Origin of the sequence: Gloeothece verrucosa PCC 7822 (genome assembly GCF_000147335.1) — a bacterium.
Classification (GTDB): Bacteria; Cyanobacteriota; Cyanobacteriia; order Cyanobacteriales; family Microcystaceae; genus Gloeothece; species Gloeothece verrucosa.
Map to the genome: position 1 here is coordinate 456,563 of NC_014534.1, position 17,284 is coordinate 473,846.

The window sequence follows — 17,284 nt, forward strand, 5'->3', positions numbered from 1 at the left end:
TTTCAGTTACAGTATTAATCAATGAGGTGTACAATATCCTTTCATCGTTCCAAGCCGATTTCTCACTAGCCTAGATTTGTTTATGGGTACAGCCTAGAATAGTAGGTTAAAAACTCTCAGCCGTTGTTGATGTTGCCTGATGAATATTAAAATGTATAGGGGAAAAAGTAGTAACCACTCTTTCTTCCCGATGATTTAAAGGTCTTACTCGAAAAAGAAAAAGCAGCTAACTCACGCGCCACCACCACTACCCTTCCCTAGCTCTGCCATGCAGTATTGTAATAATACAATTATAAGCCTTAAAATATCATGTTTAAGTTTATATGCCTTCTGTATCGATTATTATCCCGACTTTAAATGAAGCTACCGTAATTGAACGTACCTTGCGTTGTCTGAGCATTCTTGAGCCGCCTGCCTTGGAAATTGTGGTGGTTGATAGGGGAAGTTCTGACGAAACCGTTAATATTGCTCAAAAAGCCGGAGCCTGTGTGATCAGATCGTCAAAATCCAGTCGCGCGATTCAGATGAATACAGGAGCCAGTCAGGCTATGGGAGAATATCTCTGTTTCCTTCATGCTGATACCCTGGTGATGGATGATTTGGTAACGCTCGTCAACAGGACTTTAGCCGAGCCGACGGTGGCTTGTGCTGCCTTTATCCCCGTTATTCGAGGTACGACAAGAATTCGCTGGTGGTTTTTGCTGCACAGTGCTTTAAAAACTTACTACATACCTTTAGTATTTCGACCTCAGTTATTTTTTCTTAAACGATTCCGACTCTTATTTGGCGATCAAACCATGTTTTGCCGCCGTGTTCAGTTTTTGGCCTGTGGTGGCTTTAATGCTGAGTTACCCATAATGGAGGATGCTGATTTATGTATAAAGATGCTTCAATTTGGGAAAATCCGTCAAATCAATCGTTTTGTAGAGACTTGTGATCGTCGTATAGCTAAGTGGGGCTTCTTGAAAGCTAATGTGATTTATCTTGGGATTGGTGTTCTTTGGGGATTAGGAGTGCCGGCTATTTATCTGAAGAAATTTTACGAAAATGTCCGGTAGTTAAAGATTTTTTGGGATAGCTATTTGAAGCCCCCAAAAGGCTCTATAAGATCCTGATATTACTCAAGCCGCCTAAATTACCTGCTAAGTTGGGCAGACAGGATTTGCGCTTTTTGTATTGGACATCCTATTCAATTTTGCACTGATCTCGGCTTTACCCAGAACGCATTACAATAAAAATTACACTTGTTATGGGATCAACAAAAACAGTTTTTAATGACTAACCCCCCTGTACGATTAATTAAAAAGCAAAGCTCTGTAACGGACTCTTCACCATCTCAAACAGAAGCATTATCCTCACAAGGAAATACTACTGGTGAACAATTTACAACAGGTGACGAGCCGAAAAATCTTCCCGACTCCGATGAATTAGACCTCTCTACAATTAAACTCCCTCCAGACTTTGAAGCCAAGCTCGAAGCGGAAAGGGCAGCCAACTCCTTTACACCACCGGCATCCGTGCCAATTGCTGTTGTTCATGGAGGGGGCAACCCGTTAAATGAGATCAAAGCTGATTTTTTACTGGATGGGTTTCAAGAGTTTGGCGATGAGGAATTTTGGGATGTTGATAGCGATTTGAGGTGGGATTTGGCAACTTTATCGTCGGATTATGTAGATTTTCTGCTCAGTTATGAGTAAAAAAGAGCCGAATCAGGATAATTACTTCTCCCTTTTTCTTGAAACAGCATAAACACTCCACCGTCTTTTGTCAGCTTGTGGAGAAATCTCTTTTAATGAATGAAGCTCTCTCAAACAAATATTAACCATTGACACGGGACGGTTAAGGGCTTGACTAATTTCCGTAACTGTCATCCCGAAGCATTCGTGACAACTTAAGGCTGTAAGCCAGATGTCAAGAGAGTTTAAAAACAAGTTTAGTTTTCCTAATCAGTAAAAAATGGAAGAAATTAAGCTAGAAATTAGTTAGCGTAAAATTTACGCTAACTAAAGTTATCTTTTTTATATCTATGAGCAACAGGAGTATTTTTCATTATTCCTGTTGATTACTATTGATTTTTACCAGTTTTTTTTCAAAAACTACCTCAAGATTCTTAGCTATACGTCAGAGATTTAGCCGAAAAGAAAAACTCAGGAGTATTCCGTTGTTCTTCCGGAAAAGGTGCTACAATTAATTTAGTGTTATTTTTTCGTAGCTGTTTCACAATTCCTAAATCTTTGTTCTCAGGAGCCGCAAAATACTTCACGGGGTCTTTTGCTTTGCCTTTTTGATTCGCTACTCCAAAATGATAGAGACCTCGATAAACCATTTCTAAAGAAATGCAGTCAAATGGAAATGAAAGTTCATCGGCTACGGCATCTCCCAAATCAATTAAAATGGCATAAAATAGCCAAGTCCCCCATATCTGTAATTTGACTCCATTGATAGAACCAACCCATAAATAACTCAAACCTAAAAGACGTTTAACAATGTTAAATTCTTCTTCAATCCGCCATCTTTTTCGATATAAATCCGCTACAACGTAAGGGGGTAAAATATCGGGTTCTAAAACTGAGGTTAAGTAAGAATGCCAAGCTTTTCCTGACTTAACTTCGACCAAACGGAGGATTATATAAGGAGTTATTTTTGTTCCAGAACCCAATCTTATCTTACGGTCCCGAAGAGAATAACTCTCTGTAAAAACTTCCTCTACTTTTATAGCTGCACCTTTTTTTATCCGACTTATAAAATGAATTTTTTTGTCAATTAGTTGAAGCCAAAAAGAAAAATGATAAAAGCCTCTATCTAATAATAACAATGTCGATTTTTCTACTATTTTAAATAAATCTTCTTCAAACTTTGTATCATTTGTTTTCGGGTTTGCTTTAAACCAAATTTCTATGGGTAGTCTAGTCACTAAATCTATAACTACTCCAATTTTTCCCGCCAATTGACCTTTTGGTACATCCTCAAGACTTTTCAGTTTTTTAAATAAAGCTTCAAGAGTAGAACTATCAGCTATCCAAATTTTTTCAAATCTTGTTAAACTAAATTGTACACTTTCAGGCAGTGGTCGATGATTTCTCGTTTGCCATTTTTCCGCCAATAATGGTAGTATTTCCTTAAAAACCTTTTCAAATAAATCAGACGGAAAAGTGAGAAATCTTTTCGATAAAGCTTGCTGAGAAACTTGTAAACGGTCACACCATAAAAAACCTTCCCTAGCTAATATTCTAGTTAATTCTCTCACTCCTGCCACATCTCTCCACAACATCGTTAGTACAGCCGCAACCATCAGGGGAAGGGTCAATATTCTGTCTCGCAAACCGAGTTGACGACAATATTTTTTCTGTTTTTCCAGTGCTGGAGTTAATAAAGCGGCTATTTGGGCTGAAACTGTCTTATCTTCCATCATAGGGCGTTGTTGTCTTTTGGCGTGGTCGCGGTTGGTTTTTCGACTCATTCAAAGTTAATCATGGTTTATCTTCTCTTATTTTAAGGCAAAGTGCGCTTTATCTTTCCCATCCGCCCTTAATCACCTAAAAACTTCTCTTGACATCTGCTTGATTTTCTTAAGTTGTCACGAATGAATAAAGAGGAGTTATTTACTATGCAGCTATATCAACTAGACTTAAGCAATATCAAAGCGATCGGACACGACGGAAACGCACCTTTGGGTAAGTTACAGGTACTAATTTCCAAACCCGATGGAACGCTGGAAATAAAAGACGTACCCGCCCCACCACAAGCATTGGAAGGAATTAAATTAATAGCTCAACTCGCAGCAGGGCAACAAATAACTGTTGAACCCACTCCCGCTTTAACCGATGCTGAACTATTAGAAAATATTACCATGATTCCTACAGATACCTTGCGCTGTAGCGGTAGCTCGAATATAGAAGCTATCGGTTATGAATCTTCATTAAGGGTATTGCAAATAGAGTTTAAGAATGGGTCAAGATATCGTTACTTTGATGTTCCCTTCTTCAATTTTGCGTCTCTAATCAAAGCTGATTCAGTTGGACAATTTTTAAACAGAGAAATTAAACCCAATTACACCTACGAAAAAATTTCTTAAAAATGTGTTAGAGGAGATAGCCTGTAATCTCCTCTCCCCTAATAATCCCATTCCCTCATACGGAGATAATTTCAATGACTAATACTTTTGTCACCCAACTCTTAGATCAGCTTGGAGGCTATCCCCGTCTTAAAGCTTTCATTGGTGCTTATGATTTTGTTAGTTCTGAGCAAACATTAACATTTAAATTTAAAGGTTCTTCTCGGTTTAACTGCTGTACAATTTCTTTAAATTCTTTAGACCTCTACGATCTCAGTTTTCAGAAAATAACCAGGCGTAACGGGATACCCGAATTAGTCGAAAGTGCTACCGTTCAAGTAAAAAATGTTTATTGTGACCAGCTTGTTCCTACTTTCACTCAACAAACAGGCTTGTACTTATTTTTTACTGAAAAAGAAGAAGCTGCACATTTAGCGCGGTTTGGCTCTTAATTTCCCTTCGTCAAAAAATATTAACGGGTTGGGTATGTGCTACTCACCCTGTCCCCTCACCTAAAAAATTGATAGAAAATTATGGACAGATTTAAAGTAATTTTAACTGAACGAACCTCAGATTATGATGTTTGGATAGGTCTAGATACACAACCGGTATTTAGTAACGAGAATTATCTTGTTGAAGCTTTCTTCAAAGTGGCAGGAGGCATTCATCATTTAGTAAGACGCTACAAAAAAAAACCATCCGTTAAGCAAATTTTAAGGTACACTAAAAAAGCTATTTTTAGTAAGCGCCCCTATACGCCGGGACAAGCTTGCGACGGTTCGATAACATCTCCTGTAGTGGCACTGTTTAAGAATTTCTGTGATTATTTCAATTTAAACCCAACTGAATTATATCAACAAGCCTATCCAAATCACGAAACTATATCCCTAGATCGATACGAAAAAATTGTAGAATTTGCCCAATGGCAAGGGGGTGTAGAATATCCTGCGACTTGGGATAGAACTGCCCGACTTGGGCTTATTGAAAGTTTGAGAGAAATCAATTACCATTCTTTAAATGAATTGGTCATTGACTATTTAGAGAACCAGAGTTTTTAGAGTTTATTGATTTCTAACTATTCTGACAGGAATAGTTAGAAATTAATAAAAAATTTATCTAGCTTTCTCTTGACATTTTAATTAGACTCGGTTAAAACCTTTATTTCAGAAACAGGAGGATTAAGCCATGACCACAACAGATGCAATTTTAAAACAATTATTCATTGAGGCAGCCGGACAAAAACAGTTACTTCCTTTTACCCAAAAGTTAGCGACGATGCTGGCTCTTAAAATTAAAACTGAGATGCCCCATTTAAGTGATGAGCAATGTGGAATAGAAGCTCAAAAAACTCTACTCAACTTGTTAAAAGAAATTGAATCTGAATTGATTTAACCTATCTATTGACTTTTGAATTTCTTTGAGCTATATCAATGATTAGCTGAGGTTAAGTTCTTCACTCCATCAACCTCATTAAAATTTAAAGGTAATCTTAATCTGCTACAGCATGGGAAACAAAAAAGATTAAATTTGGCTCCAAATTTTTTCTAATAAATAACTTGAACTTCTTCCCCTAATCGATACATAGATACATAAGGAGAAAAAAATGCAGCTATCAAATAATCCGCCTCGCGTCGAAGTTAAAGAAATAGCCAAAGAAGTTAAACTAGAACTGTCCCAAGCCTTTCAAGGCGTTAAATTTTCCGTAAAATCTACTCTCGATAAAATTACGATCGCGTGGACTGATGGCCCAACTCAAAAGGAAGTGTTACCAATAGCCAAAAAATACTTGGGTATTAAAAACAATTACGCCGACGACACCCGCCTGTATGAGCCAGTGAAATTTAGAGGAAAAATGGTTTCTACATATTTAGAATATGTTTTTACCGATCGCAAAGAAAGCAGTGAGCTTTATTTAAAAGCGCACGAGTATTTTACCAAAAAATATAACTGTGAAGTTAATATTACGGTAAACGAAAATCGCGTAGAGATTGAAACCATTGTCATCAATGGAGAGTTAGCCGCCTCTCAAATCACCCGACTGGCCAGACAGAACACTTTGCAAAGTTTAAATCAATCGATAGAAGAACTAGCGACTGAACCTAAAACGGATGAAGCTCAAACTTCTGAAGCGGTTGAGGCACTTGAAATTAAATCTAACCTTATTCTATTTCCTGTAGTCGATTCAGAACCGGCCTCTATTGTACGTAATTAAGTACAAGTATTATTATAACTTGAGATTTGTTTATGGGTTTAGTTGACTTTTACTTGTAGGAAGCTATCAGCCGTTATTATTGCTGCCCGCTCAATATTACAACCATTAGGGGAAGTAATGACTACTTCCCTTATCCGGGTTAAAAATGACACCATTCTTGTTCTAAAGCATTTACAATAAATAAGCAACCACGTTTTTTAAAAACAGTTTTTAATGACCAACACTCCCATAAGAATAATCCGTAAACGATCTTCTGCTAGTGACCCCACGCCCACACCAACCGACACATCATCTGTTACTGGTTCAGACACCGGTGTTGAAATCTTAACAGATAACGATAGCATCCCAGAAATAGACTCAGATGAATTAGACCTCTCCACAATCAAACTCCCTCCCGACTTTGAAGCCAAGCTCGAAGCAGAAAGGGCAGCTAACACAGTTGCACCACCGGCATCCGTACCAATTGCTGTTGTTTATGGAGGGGGCAACCCCTTAAATGAGATTAAAGCTGATTTTTTATTGGATGAGTATCAGGAATTTGGGGACGAAGAATTCTGGGATGCCGATAGCGATTTGAGGTTTGATATTGGGAGTTTGTCCTCGGATTACGTGGATTTCTTGCTCAGTTATGAGTAGTTAGGGCTAAAATAATCATTACCATCATCTCTAATTATAAATGCGAAGGTAGTCATGAGTATTACACCTGAGCAAGTTGAAGCCGGACAGGCTATTTATACCAAGGGGACTCTTGCTGTCTATGACGAACGGAGTGCTTGGCTTGTCGAATCAGTTCATCTGGAAATGTCCTACCCGCCGACTGCTAGAACATTACAACAAACATAAGAGCGCCAATCATCTAGACGTTGGAGTGGGCACGGGATATTTCCTGGCTCGATGTCAGTTCCCGTGTGCCGAGCCACGCATAGCCTTGATGGACCTCAACGAGAATAGTTTGGAGTTCGCTCAAAGGCGAATTGCGCGATATAAACCTGAAATTTATCGGCGCAATGTTTTAGAGCCGATTCATATAAATGCCGAAAAGTTTGATTCGGTGGCCATCAATTACCTGCTTCATTGCCTTCCGGGTTCTATAGAATCGAAATCGGTAGTATTGGCTCACCTCAAAGCATTGATGAATCAGTCAGCCGTTATTTACGGTTCAACTATTTTATATGATGGTGTAGCGCGATCCCGGTTGGCAAAGTGGTTAATGGATAAATATAATAACAGGGGTATTTTTTCCAATCAAAATGACGACCTTGAGGGTTTACAAAAGGCAATGGCCAAGCATTTTGAAGATATATCTATAGAAGTCATCGGCTGTGTGGCCCTGTTTTCTGGGCGATTATCAAGCCCAACGCCGTAGTGGTAGCTCTTTCATTACAATAAAGAAGCAACCACGTTTTTTAAAAACAGTTTTTAATGACCAACTCCCCTATTAGAATAATCCGCAAACGATCAACTGCGGCCAACCCCACATCCACACCAACCGACACATCATCTCTTAGTGGTTCTAGCACAGGTGAAAAAACCCCAACAGATAGCGATAGCACCCCAGAAATAGACTCAGATGAATTAGACCTCTCTACAATCAAACTCCCTCCAGACTTTGAAGCCAAGCTCTCTGAAGAAGCGGCATCTAGCTCAGTTACACCACCGGCATCCGTACCAATTGCTGTGGCAACTGGAGGAGGCAACCCATTAAATGAAATCAAAGCTGATTTTTTACTGGATGGGTTTCAAGAGTTTGGCGATGAGGAATTTTGGGATGTTGATAGCGATTTGAGATTTGATATTGAGGGTTTATCGTCGGATTACGTGGATTTTTTGCTGAGTTATGAGTAAAAAAGAGCCGAATCAGGATAATTACTTCTCCCTTTTTCTTGAAACAGCATAAACACTCCACCGTCTTTTGTCAGCTTGTGGAGAAATCTCTTTTAATGAATGAAGCTCTCTCAAACAAATATTAACCATTGACACGGGACGGTTAAGGGCTTGACTAATTTCGGTGACTGTCATCCCGAAGGGGTGTTGTCGCAGTAATTTCAGTATCAGCGTTTTAGTATCAGGCCCTGGCGTGGCTTTGATGATGCAGATTTTGATCAACTTTTTTCTATTCTTAAGGACATTTTTATTATTCCCATGTTGAGAGAAAAAATTACTGGCCATCCTCGATCGCTCGACTATGATTGCTAAGAAAGATCGCAGCCGTAAAGATAGCGATGGAATCATCATGTCTCAAGCTGGCATTCTGGGCTACCATTAACCTTCAATATTAATACCTATCAATACGGCAAGAGAAGAGTGTCATTACAGATACAGTAGTTAGTATTTCTGACTCCAACACAATCTTATCAATGTACTTGGAGATAGTTCGGTTGTAGGTATGTAACTTATGTAGCAACAGTTGAAAGCATTTCAACCAATGACCCATCTAATATAACTTTGAGCATTTGAAAAAATGTTATTATTGATTCTGGTTAAGTTGCTCATATTCGACGGCAATTTTATTTTTGACTCGCTCAAACTCATCCCAGATTTCCTGAGTTGATTTAGAAGGTGTAACCATTGCTCGTTTTAAACTAAGAGCGATAATTTCATTAACTATTTGGCTTTCTTCTTCTGTTGGTGGTGTCTTTAAACCTTGTTGAAGGAAATCTAGAAAATGTAATACTTCTTGTTGTTTTTCTACAGATAGTTGACGAAGTTTGCTTAAAATGGTCTGTTCAAGCTCTGTCATAAATTTAGGTTATTTATATTTATTTATAGCTTTTTATATATTTTAACAAAGAGTGTTTATATCTGCCTTTTTTTTTAATTCTTTATTTGACGTAAGAATTATTGAAAAATAGTTAATTAATCGCCAATCGAAAAAATCTCGGCGCACTCGATTGAAGATTTATTCTCATTTATCTTTTTTTAATGACATTAATAGCTTTAAACGTACCCCATCCCAGGGCAAACGCATCTAGGCTCTTTCGGCCTCGTGGGGAAAAATGTTCATCTAGATACAAAATTGTCTCTGGTGGGAAGGGAGCGCGGCTCAAAAGTTGAGGACGCGGATTGTCGCTCTTGCTGTGGTCGGAACAAGTTCCGAACAGACTCTCAAATGATGCAGAACTTGTTCTGCATCCGAGTCCTCCCTTTAAAAACGCCCCGTCCCTGAGCTGTTGCTCAGGGCAAGCTCTGCACGGACAATCATTTGAGCGTCCGTATCCTTTTTTCATCAACAGTGGTCACTTGGGATAGGAAAAGTTTCTTTTTCTCCCATTGGGGCTGCTACTTTGGCTCCGGTTAAAGCGGCGATTTCAGCCGCCGCTCGGATATGGTCAGAGTTAGTAATGACAATCCATGCCGCACCACCGAGGGAATTGAGGTGATTTAAATCGTGGGTTGAGAGGGGAAGAGGATCGATGAGGACATTTCCTTCCGGGCGAATCCAGGCGATGCTGTTACAATCAATGTTCCGTTCAGTGTCAAAGAATGACCAGCTATAAAGGTCGGGGCGGTGTAGGGATTTCATAATCGATTGGGAACTTTGCTCTTAATATTATAGGGGGTTTGAGAGCATTTGCGATCACTTAAAAAAAGTATGGAAATGATTGGTTTTTATATTGGCATAAAAGTTTTGTTTACCTCAGATCTTGCACCAGTATCAAAAAGCCAAAAACCCCGATTTTTAGATCCCTGAAACCCTATTAACTTTGTTATTGTTTGACTAAAAATCGGGGTTTGAACATGAGGTGCAAGATCTGAGTTTTAGAGCATTTTCAACACCCTAGGATGGTTGATGAGTTTTTTCATCGATGTTTTTGCATTTTATTTCTTGTTTGTTTAAACAATGTACTAAACCCTACGGCTGTTCCCACACCCAATAAAGTTAAAGGTTCAGGAATAGAGCGAATATCTTGAGATTGTTCAAAAACGATCTCTCCTAAACCTACTATAGAACTTCCATAGTTAGTTAGAGTATTTAAACGGAAAAATCGAGCAGTGGTTGGGGTAAAAGTAAACACCCCATTATTAGGCGTTGGGTCGGCTGTTGGTCGAGGTACTGTAAATGAACCTAAAGTGATCGGACTGCTAAAATCTGATGTGGATGAGGCTTGTAAGGAGAAGTCCCTTAAACTGACCCCTTGGGGCGCAAGTATCCCAGATATGTTCCAGATAGCAAGACTTTCTAAGGTGGTGGCTGTACCAAAATCAAAGGTGATTGAACCTTTTATTGATCCAGTACCTGTGAAAAAACTAGTTGCTGATCCACCCTTATGAGTGGGATTACTGGCTAAATAGGCATCGAAATCAGCCCCTGCTGTATAACCAACAGATAAGCCTGATTGGTTGATAATGTTATTAAGGGCTACACCGGCGGAAGGATTTGTTGATAAGGTGGTAGAAACAAAGTTCGGAACAACAATGGTTCCTGCTTGTGCAATACCCATTATTCCCAAGGTCAGGGTGGCGGTGGTAATAGCGAATAACGATAATTTCATAAACACTACTCGTTTTCCGTAAGAATGACTTAAAAGTTAATGTCTGAGAAAATTAATTAACTTCAGCTTAAAGACAACAAAAGTTGTTATCTCCTAACACCGTTAGGATCAACGTTAGGATTTTGCGTTAGGATTATGGTTAAGTTTTATTACCCTACGCTTTGTTTAAGCCTATATGCCCAAATTGCGCTCATCGTCCTCAACAGATGGGTTTGCTGATAAATTCCTTGATGCAGCTAACCAATGGCAGTTAGAACGTCTCTATACTGATTTAACCGCTATCAAACAGCTTCATTTTCCTCATCGACGAGCTAAACTTACCCCTCTCGAAAAAGCTTGTCTAAGAGGTTTTTTATGCCAAAAGAGTCCTTCAGATATCGCTAATATCCTAAATCGCGAACCAAAAGGATTAAGAGTCGATTTATCTAGAAGTCTCTACCGTTATCTAGAAAGTCTAACTAACCAACCGATTAAAGATTGGAGTCATATCCCGATCCAATTAGCAAATTATCGACAAGGGGAACATAAAATAGTTAATACTCCTAAAATAGAACAAAATCAGGTTTCATGGGGAGAAGCAATTGATGTCTCTGTCTTTTATGGCAGAAGTCAAGAGATTACACTATTAACACAATGGATCATTCAAGATCATTGTCGTCTAGTGGCTATCTTAGGAATGGGAGGGATGGGAAAAACGACCTTATCCGTTAAATTAGCGCAAAATTTGGAATCTCACTTTGATTTTGTTTTTTGGCGATCGCTGCGTAGCGCTCCGGATTTAAGCGCATTATTAAAAGAAATTGTCTCTTTTTTATCGCAACAGCAAGAAATTAACGGAAATTTATTTGATATATTGCATTATTTGAAATCTTCTCGTTGTCTCATCATTTTAGACAATTGGGAAACCTTACTTGATCCTCATCATGGCGGTCAATTTTTGGCTAAATATCAGGATTATAGTGAGTTATTAGAGAAAATAGGGACTATTTCCCATCAAAGTTGTCTGTTGATCACCAGTCGCGAAAAACCTGCTATCTTTGCATCCTTAGAAGGATTAGAATTAACCAACCGTTCCCTTTTCTTAACGGGAATAGGAGAACAAGGGGAAGCTTTATTAAAAAATCAAGGTTTATTTGGGTCACAATCGGCACAAAAGCAACTTATTCAAGCTTATAGCGGAAATCCTTTAGCGTTAAAGATTGTCTCAACCTCTATTCAAGACTTATTTGATGGGGAAATAGAAGCTTTTTTGCGGGAAGAAACCTTTATTTTTCACGGAATTCGACGCTTATTACAACAACAGTTTAACCGTCTCTCTCCTCTCGAAAAAAACATCATGAGATGGTTAGCAATAAATAGAGATTGGACAAGTATTAAAGAATTACAAGAGGATATCATTCCCCCAGTGACTAAAAGTAAGCTATTAGAAGCGTTAGAAACCCTAAGTTGGCGATCTTTAATCGAAAAACGAGGAGGAAGCTACACCCAACAGCCTGTTGTCATGGAATATATTACAGATACCTTAATTGAACAATTAACCAATGAAATCTTACAAAATCAGCCAAATCTTATCAATCAATACTCTTTATTAAAAACAGAGATTAAAGAATACCTCAAAGAAACTCAAATTCGTTTGATCATTACTCCCTTACTAGATAGACTTTCATCTCATCTTTATTCTAAAGAGAACATTCAAACTTCTATTAAAAATCTTTTAGAGTTAACAAAATCCGATCATAATCAGTATTCTCATCTGAGAGAAGGATATATTACAGGCAATTTAATCAATTTGTTGCATCAAATTAATGCTAATTTGACAGGATATGATTTTTCGGGGTTAACCATTCGTCAAGCGGATCTTCGCAACCTTAATTTAGCGAATGTTAACTTTCAAAAAGTACATTTTATTAAATCTAGCTTTACTCAGCAACTTTTCCCAGTTTTAGCTCTTGCTTTCAGTAAAAACGGTCAATATATCGCTTCAGGTGAATCAAATGGGTGTTTACGAGTCTGGAAAACTGAACAAGATCAGTTAATCTGTACGAGTCAGCACCATCAAGGTCACATTGTTTCCCTTTGTTTTATAGAAAATGATAGTAAACTCATTAGTGGAGGGTTAGATGGTTTATTAAGAGTCACATCAGCACAGACAGGAGAACTTTTACACACTTTTTCAGGTCATCAAGGTCAAATTTGGTCAATTGATTGCGCTTTACTTCAAAATTTGCTGGCAAGTGGAAGCGGCGATCACACGATTCGGATCTGGAATTTAAAAACGAAGAAAATCATTTATATTTTAGAAGATTCCTCAGAAGTTTGGACAATTAAGTTTAATTATCTTGGAAATCTCTTGGTTAGTGGTTCAGCAGAAGGAAAGATTAAATTATGGGATGTTCAAACAGGGGAACTTTTAGACACTTTGATCGGACATGAGGATCAAGTCCGAATGGTTGATGTTAGTCGCGATGGAAAACAAGTGATCAGTGCAAGTAGTGATCGCACTTTAAAATTATGGGATATAGAGAAAAAAAAATTAATTCACACTTTTGAGGGACATAATAACCAAGTTTGGACAGTTGCATTTAATTCTGACGGAAATTTACTAGCGAGTGGGGATGTAGAGGGCAAAATTAAACTATGGGATGTTAACAGTAAAAAATTACAGAAAACGATTCAAGGTCATCGAGAGCAAATCCATATTGTTACTTTTCACCCAAAATTACCTATATTAGCGAGTAGTGGTTTTGATTCAACGTTTAAATTTTGGGGAATTCCTGAAGCTTATTTGCTAAAAATATGGCAAGGTTTTTCTCCTACTCTATTTTGCTCAAGTTGGCATCCCCAAGGTCATCAAATCGTCGCAGGAGGGGGAACTCAAATTATAAATAGGTGGAATATTGAACAAGAAAGACCATTCATGAGTTTAGAAGGTCATGAAGGTTGGATTTTTGGAATTTCTTTTAACCCTGATGGAAAAGGGTTTGCTTCTGCTAGTACCGATTCTACTATTAAAGTATGGGACACGGAAACTGGGAAATGTTATAAAACCTTATACGGTCATGATAATTGGACATGGACAGTTGATTTTCATCCAAAAAAGCCTATTTTAGCCAGTGGAAGTAGCGATCGCACCATTAAATTATGGAACCTTACTCAAGGAAAAGTACAATTAACGTTAAAAGGACATGAAAATGCAGTCAGTTCGGTTCAATTTAGTCCTGATGGGTTATTTTTAGCCAGTGCAAGTTTTGATAGAACAATCAAACTTTGGAATGCTCAAACGGGTCAACAATTAAATTCTTTACAAGGTCACGATAATTGGATTTATTGTGTTAAATTTAGTCGGGATGGACAAATCTTAGCCAGTAGCGATACAGATGGAAAAATTATCGTCTGGTCTCTAAAAAAGGCTCAAATTCAGCATATTTTAACCGTTCCACCTTTTCCCATTCTAACCATTGATATTAGTCCCGATGCTAAAACCTTAGCAAGTTGTCAAGGGGATCTCATATTATGGGATTTAAAAACAGGAAAACAGAAAGAAAAGATAGAAAACCCTCCTTATTATTTTTCCTTACCTAAATTTAGCCCAGATGGACAATTATTAAGTACCTGCGCTACTACCCTTCAAGGTCAAGTTTCTGTTCAATTATGGCATCTTGAAACCCGTACAATGATTAAAGAATTAAAAGCTCCCTTACTCTACGAAAACATGAATATTGCTCAGACAACTGGGATCACAAAAGCGCAAAAAACGGCATTATGGCAATTAGGCGCAATTTAGGCTGTTAAAAATCGGCCATCTCTGTTCGGAAAAACAAGGATGATATATTTTTTTCTTGCCTAAATATTGTTCAGAAATGAATCGAATCGAAAATGAATGGCTATAGTTTTTAAATTTATTTTAGCCGCCACAAAAATAAACTTTAATAAAAATGATTATCATTCTTGTTCAAGAAAAAAACAAGTAAAAATGCTTTATTTTTTAATTTTAAGCCGCTAAAAATTTTGACCTTAAGTTTAGCATAATAAGTCTAGAAGAACCCTTAATTCTGGCTCAAGTTATCTTTCTATTTGCAAATAATTCTGTCCCGAAAGCTCTTTGTTTGCAGGTCGGAGCGTTTATGTTTGCAGTCCGCTACAAGTAGCTTTCAAGCTGGTTAGAACCGAGGGAGGTTATTAGGGCGTGTCTGCAAACTTGGATTACAGCCAGATAGTTATCGCGGCGAACGCGCAGCGTCACTTCGTGTTCGCCAACATAGCCAAATAGTTGTGTGCATATTTTTCATATCTTGTAGCTATGCGACGAAATTGTTTAAGCCGGTTAATTAGTCTTTCTACACGATTGCGCTCACGATACAGACCTCTATTAAAGCGTTCTCGCCTTTTTTCCTTACTTTTACGTGGTATTATGGGAGTTATCCTTTGGCGGCGTAATTTTTCTCGGATAGCTTGACTGCTGTAACCTTTATCACCTAAGAAATATCTGAACCGGCTTTTAGGCCGCCCTCGTCCGATTCGTTTTACCTTTCCTCCTTTAAACAAGTCGTCAAAACCAATAGTGTCGTGTCGTTCTCCCGAAGTGAGGGCAAAAACCATCGGTTTTCCATATCCTTCCGCCCTAATGTGAATTTTAGTCGAGAAACCACCAACGCTACGCCCTAATGCTTGATTTTCTTGCCCCCTTTTGCCCCGGCTGCGTGTTGATGCGCTCGAATTACTGTACTGTCGCCCATGTGGACACGAGAGTCTATCTTTCCCTCCAAATCGGCGATCGTTTGCAGTTTTGCCAAGAGTTCGTCCCAAATTCCGGCTTTTCGCCATCGATAAAATCGGCGAAATGACGGTGCTGTGAACTCCATAGCAGGGCGGTAAATCCCTCCAAGGCGCACCCGTTCTTAAAATCCAGAGTATTCCATTAATTACCTGCCTGTGGTACTGCCCTGGCCTTCCTGTTTTAGGTTTTTGAGGTGGGAGTAAGGGTTCCAATTTTTTCCATTGCTCGTCAGTCAAATCTCCTCTTCCAATTTCCGGATTTATATATTTAGCGATCGCTGCCATACCAATAATTTAAGATAAGTAATCTTACTTAGTATAGCAGTTTGCAGACACGCCCTAATTTTTTTATTTAAACATAAAATTAAGTTTCAAGGAATTTAACCCGCGAACTCGAAGCGGCACTCCCTGTTCGCTTGGCGAGGCAGCGAACGCGAAGCGACACTGCGTGTTCGTTTTTTGGCCAAGTTTCTAAACAAATTCAAGCAGCTAAAACCAAGGTGTAGCAGTCTTTCGGGAAATTAAATGCGATTGCCCTGATGTCCTCCCGAACCCGCATACCACCCGAAAACCGATGCTGATGTTGCGGTTGCCGCGCGGAAGGGTGCTGTTGCGAGACGCGGAACGGCAGAAAATAGGATGATTGAGCCAGTAACCGCCCCGCAGCACTTTATATGGTTTATTTTCCTTATTTTTGCTATAATTAGCTATATTTTGGCTAGTTGAAAAATTCTCTTCATCAAGCCAAGCACTTCCATCGGACGGCGCACCTTCATAGTTATTATGCCAATCATCCGCACACCATTCCCAGATGTTTCCGTGCAGATCGTACAGTCCGAATCCGTTGACTACTCCAAAGTAACCTACTGGCGTTGTTTGTTCTCTATAAATACCTTTGGGCCCTCTACCATAAGAACCTGACCATTTATATTCTTCGTTATCAATCCCTTGATAATTTGCTAAGTCTGTTGTTATCGTCTCGCCAAAGTGAAACGGAGGATAGGATTCTCCTTTTTTAAGGTCTAGAGGTTTCCTGACTCCTCGGCAAGCATATTCCCATTCGGCCTCACTGATTGGACTTTGGACAAAAGAAAAAAATAATTAGCGTAAATATTACGCTAATATAAAATTGACAATATTCCCTCTACCTCAGCCGGTAAAAATTGCTGAGTAATCGGAAAAAGAACAGCTTACTTGGCGATTTGAAAGTCCGCTTTTACTTGTTCAGTTTATTTTTTTGTCTTTTTTTGATAACTTGATGGCGAGTTCGTGGGACTTGTTTATAACCTTTAATACGTCCAGAGGAATAACCCCGACGTTTGGGAGAAGAGGCAAATGTGCCCAATGTTGAAATTATTCGCTCAAAATCTCTTTGAACTAAACTAGGAGAAATTTTAATTAATTCATTGGTTTTTAAATACTGTTCCCAAGGGCGGGGCAAAACAACAGCTAATTTTCTAGCCGCCCATAAATTTACATAAGCCAATAGTGTTAATTTGAACCAGTTTTCTTCGTGCCTTACATCGGGAGTAGAATAGGCTGTCATTAAGAGGGTGTTTATAAAGTAAATCTAAAGACAAGAAAAAAATAGGCCAAAAACGATTAATCTAATCTGGGTAATTGTTCGCAATCAAAAGTGAGGAGCGATCTGCTTGTATCCAAGTGATTTATCTGATGCCGAATGGGAATTGCTTGCCCCACTTATTCCAGCCGCTAAATCCGGGGGACATCCGCGTACTACAGATATTA

General features: G+C 38.6%; 17 protein-coding genes and 3 pseudogenes. 13 read left to right on the forward strand and 7 right to left on the reverse strand.

Features of this window, described 5'->3' with window-relative positions:
* Window positions 1–323: 323 nt before the first annotated feature.
* Both CYAN7822_RS32390 and CYAN7822_RS32395 read left to right on the forward strand, forming a co-directional pair.
* The gene (locus CYAN7822_RS32390; protein WP_013335112.1) at window positions 324–1,058 is read left to right on the forward strand and encodes a TIGR04283 family arsenosugar biosynthesis glycosyltransferase; all 735 of its coding nucleotides are present in this window, start codon (window positions 324–326) and stop codon (window positions 1,056–1,058) included.
* 216 nt (window positions 1,059–1,274) lie between these two features.
* On the forward strand, window positions 1,275–1,697 hold the full coding sequence (locus tag CYAN7822_RS32395) for a hypothetical protein (RefSeq protein WP_013335113.1): 423 nt from the start codon (window positions 1,275–1,277) through the stop codon (window positions 1,695–1,697).
* Window positions 1,698–2,110: 413 nt separating this feature from the next.
* Here CYAN7822_RS32395 and CYAN7822_RS32400 read toward each other — a convergent pair whose 3' ends face one another.
* Complete coding sequence (locus CYAN7822_RS32400; RefSeq protein ID WP_083786959.1) at window positions 2,111–3,412, reverse strand: IS4 family transposase; 1,302 nt, start codon at window positions 3,410–3,412, stop codon at window positions 2,111–2,113.
* Window positions 3,413–3,607: 195 nt separating this feature from the next.
* On the opposite strand from CYAN7822_RS32400, the gene CYAN7822_RS32405 reads away from it, so the two are divergent.
* The 9 genes from CYAN7822_RS32405 (at window position 3,608) to CYAN7822_RS32440 (ending at window position 8,111) form a co-directional block, all read left to right on the forward strand.
* A complete protein-coding gene (locus CYAN7822_RS32405) occupies window positions 3,608–4,075 on the forward strand; it encodes a KTSC domain-containing protein (protein WP_013335115.1) in 468 nt (155 codons plus the stop codon).
* A gap of 74 nt (window positions 4,076–4,149) precedes the next feature.
* Entirely contained in the window at window positions 4,150–4,506 is a 357-nt protein-coding gene (locus CYAN7822_RS32410; RefSeq protein WP_013335116.1) for a hypothetical protein, read from the forward strand.
* Window positions 4,507–4,587: 81 nt separating this feature from the next.
* Window positions 4,588–5,112: a hypothetical protein gene (locus CYAN7822_RS32415; RefSeq protein WP_013335117.1), complete on the forward strand. Its 525-nt coding sequence runs from the start codon at window positions 4,588–4,590 to the stop codon at window positions 5,110–5,112.
* Between the two features lie 127 nt (window positions 5,113–5,239).
* Window positions 5,240–5,446: a hypothetical protein gene (locus CYAN7822_RS32420; protein WP_013335118.1), complete on the forward strand. Its 207-nt coding sequence runs from the start codon at window positions 5,240–5,242 to the stop codon at window positions 5,444–5,446.
* A gap of 211 nt (window positions 5,447–5,657) precedes the next feature.
* Complete coding sequence (locus tag CYAN7822_RS32425; protein ID WP_013335119.1) at window positions 5,658–6,266, forward strand: LPD29 domain-containing protein; 609 nt, start codon at window positions 5,658–5,660, stop codon at window positions 6,264–6,266.
* A 213-nt stretch (window positions 6,267–6,479) separates the two neighbouring features.
* Window positions 6,480–6,902 (forward strand): hypothetical protein, encoded by a 423-nt coding sequence (locus CYAN7822_RS32430; protein ID WP_013335120.1) that lies wholly within the window; start codon window positions 6,480–6,482, stop codon window positions 6,900–6,902.
* A gap of 54 nt (window positions 6,903–6,956) precedes the next feature.
* Entirely contained in the window at window positions 6,957–7,109 is a 153-nt protein-coding gene (locus CYAN7822_RS40415) for a hypothetical protein (protein ID WP_342635716.1), read from the forward strand.
* A gap of 25 nt (window positions 7,110–7,134) precedes the next feature.
* On the forward strand, window positions 7,135–7,632 hold the full coding sequence (locus tag CYAN7822_RS32435; protein ID WP_342635717.1) for a class I SAM-dependent methyltransferase: 498 nt from the start codon (window positions 7,135–7,137) through the stop codon (window positions 7,630–7,632).
* Between the two features lie 56 nt (window positions 7,633–7,688).
* Window positions 7,689–8,111, forward strand: a complete 423-nt coding sequence (locus tag CYAN7822_RS32440) for a hypothetical protein (protein ID WP_013335121.1) — start codon at window positions 7,689–7,691, stop codon at window positions 8,109–8,111.
* 622 nt (window positions 8,112–8,733) lie between these two features.
* Here CYAN7822_RS32440 and CYAN7822_RS32450 read toward each other — a convergent pair.
* From CYAN7822_RS32450 to CYAN7822_RS32465, 3 genes and pseudogenes are all read right to left on the reverse strand, one after another.
* A complete protein-coding gene (locus tag CYAN7822_RS32450; protein ID WP_013335123.1) occupies window positions 8,734–9,006 on the reverse strand; it encodes a hypothetical protein in 273 nt (90 codons plus the stop codon).
* A 495-nt stretch (window positions 9,007–9,501) separates the two neighbouring features.
* Window positions 9,502–9,789 (reverse strand): annotated as a pseudogene (locus tag CYAN7822_RS32460) (MBL fold metallo-hydrolase); the annotation flags it as partial.
* Between the two features lie 277 nt (window positions 9,790–10,066).
* Window positions 10,067–10,759 (reverse strand): PEP-CTERM sorting domain-containing protein, encoded by a 693-nt coding sequence (locus tag CYAN7822_RS32465; protein WP_013335125.1) that lies wholly within the window; start codon window positions 10,757–10,759, stop codon window positions 10,067–10,069.
* A 175-nt stretch (window positions 10,760–10,934) separates the two neighbouring features.
* On the opposite strand from CYAN7822_RS32465, the gene CYAN7822_RS32470 reads away from it, so the two are divergent.
* Window positions 10,935–14,543, forward strand: coding sequence for a WD40 domain-containing protein (locus CYAN7822_RS32470; RefSeq protein WP_013335126.1), 3,609 nt, complete (start codon window positions 10,935–10,937; stop codon window positions 14,541–14,543).
* A gap of 455 nt (window positions 14,544–14,998) precedes the next feature.
* Here the strand turns inward: CYAN7822_RS32470 and CYAN7822_RS37155 are convergent, their stop codons facing one another.
* The 3 genes and pseudogenes from CYAN7822_RS37155 to CYAN7822_RS32480 form a co-directional block, all read right to left on the reverse strand.
* Window positions 14,999–15,820 carry an IS5 family transposase gene (locus CYAN7822_RS37155; RefSeq protein WP_013335127.1) on the reverse strand — a complete coding sequence of 274 codons (822 nt, stop codon included), beginning with the start codon at window positions 15,818–15,820 and terminating at the stop codon, window positions 14,999–15,001.
* Window positions 15,821–16,024: 204 nt separating this feature from the next.
* Window positions 16,025–16,609: a formylglycine-generating enzyme family protein gene (locus CYAN7822_RS37160; protein WP_083786957.1), complete on the reverse strand. Its 585-nt coding sequence runs from the start codon at window positions 16,607–16,609 to the stop codon at window positions 16,025–16,027.
* A 142-nt stretch (window positions 16,610–16,751) separates the two neighbouring features.
* Window positions 16,752–17,087, reverse strand: a pseudogene (locus CYAN7822_RS32480) (NF041680 family putative transposase); the annotation flags it as partial.
* A gap of 100 nt (window positions 17,088–17,187) precedes the next feature.
* On the opposite strand from CYAN7822_RS32480, the pseudogene CYAN7822_RS38295 reads away from it, so the two are divergent.
* Window positions 17,188–17,284, forward strand: a pseudogene (locus tag CYAN7822_RS38295) (IS5/IS1182 family transposase); the annotation flags it as partial.

Coding starts and splice junctions, on each gene's coding strand:
- CYAN7822_RS32470 (WP_013335126.1), top strand. CDS start 10,935: ATGCCCAAATTGCGCTCATCGTCCTCAACAGATGGGTTTGCTGATAAA.
- CYAN7822_RS32465 (WP_013335125.1), bottom strand. CDS start 10,759: ATGAAATTATCGTTATTCGCTATTACCACCGCCACCCTGACCTTGGGA.
- CYAN7822_RS32425 (WP_013335119.1), top strand. CDS start 5,658: ATGCAGCTATCAAATAATCCGCCTCGCGTCGAAGTTAAAGAAATAGCC.
- CYAN7822_RS32450 (WP_013335123.1), bottom strand. CDS start 9,006: ATGACAGAGCTTGAACAGACCATTTTAAGCAAACTTCGTCAACTATCT.
- CYAN7822_RS32405 (WP_013335115.1), top strand. CDS start 3,608: ATGCAGCTATATCAACTAGACTTAAGCAATATCAAAGCGATCGGACAC.
- CYAN7822_RS37155 (WP_013335127.1), bottom strand. CDS start 15,820: ATGGCAGCGATCGCTAAATATATAAATCCGGAAATTGGAAGAGGAGAT.
- CYAN7822_RS32430 (WP_013335120.1), top strand. CDS start 6,480: ATGACCAACACTCCCATAAGAATAATCCGTAAACGATCTTCTGCTAGT.
- CYAN7822_RS32390 (WP_013335112.1), top strand. CDS start 324: ATGCCTTCTGTATCGATTATTATCCCGACTTTAAATGAAGCTACCGTA.
- CYAN7822_RS32415 (WP_013335117.1), top strand. CDS start 4,588: ATGGACAGATTTAAAGTAATTTTAACTGAACGAACCTCAGATTATGAT.
- CYAN7822_RS32400 (WP_083786959.1), bottom strand. CDS start 3,412: ATGATGGAAGATAAGACAGTTTCAGCCCAAATAGCCGCTTTATTAACT.
- CYAN7822_RS32410 (WP_013335116.1), top strand. CDS start 4,150: ATGACTAATACTTTTGTCACCCAACTCTTAGATCAGCTTGGAGGCTAT.
- CYAN7822_RS32395 (WP_013335113.1), top strand. CDS start 1,275: ATGACTAACCCCCCTGTACGATTAATTAAAAAGCAAAGCTCTGTAACG.
- CYAN7822_RS32420 (WP_013335118.1), top strand. CDS start 5,240: ATGACCACAACAGATGCAATTTTAAAACAATTATTCATTGAGGCAGCC.
- CYAN7822_RS32440 (WP_013335121.1), top strand. CDS start 7,689: ATGACCAACTCCCCTATTAGAATAATCCGCAAACGATCAACTGCGGCC.
- CYAN7822_RS40415 (WP_342635716.1), top strand. CDS start 6,957: ATGAGTATTACACCTGAGCAAGTTGAAGCCGGACAGGCTATTTATACC.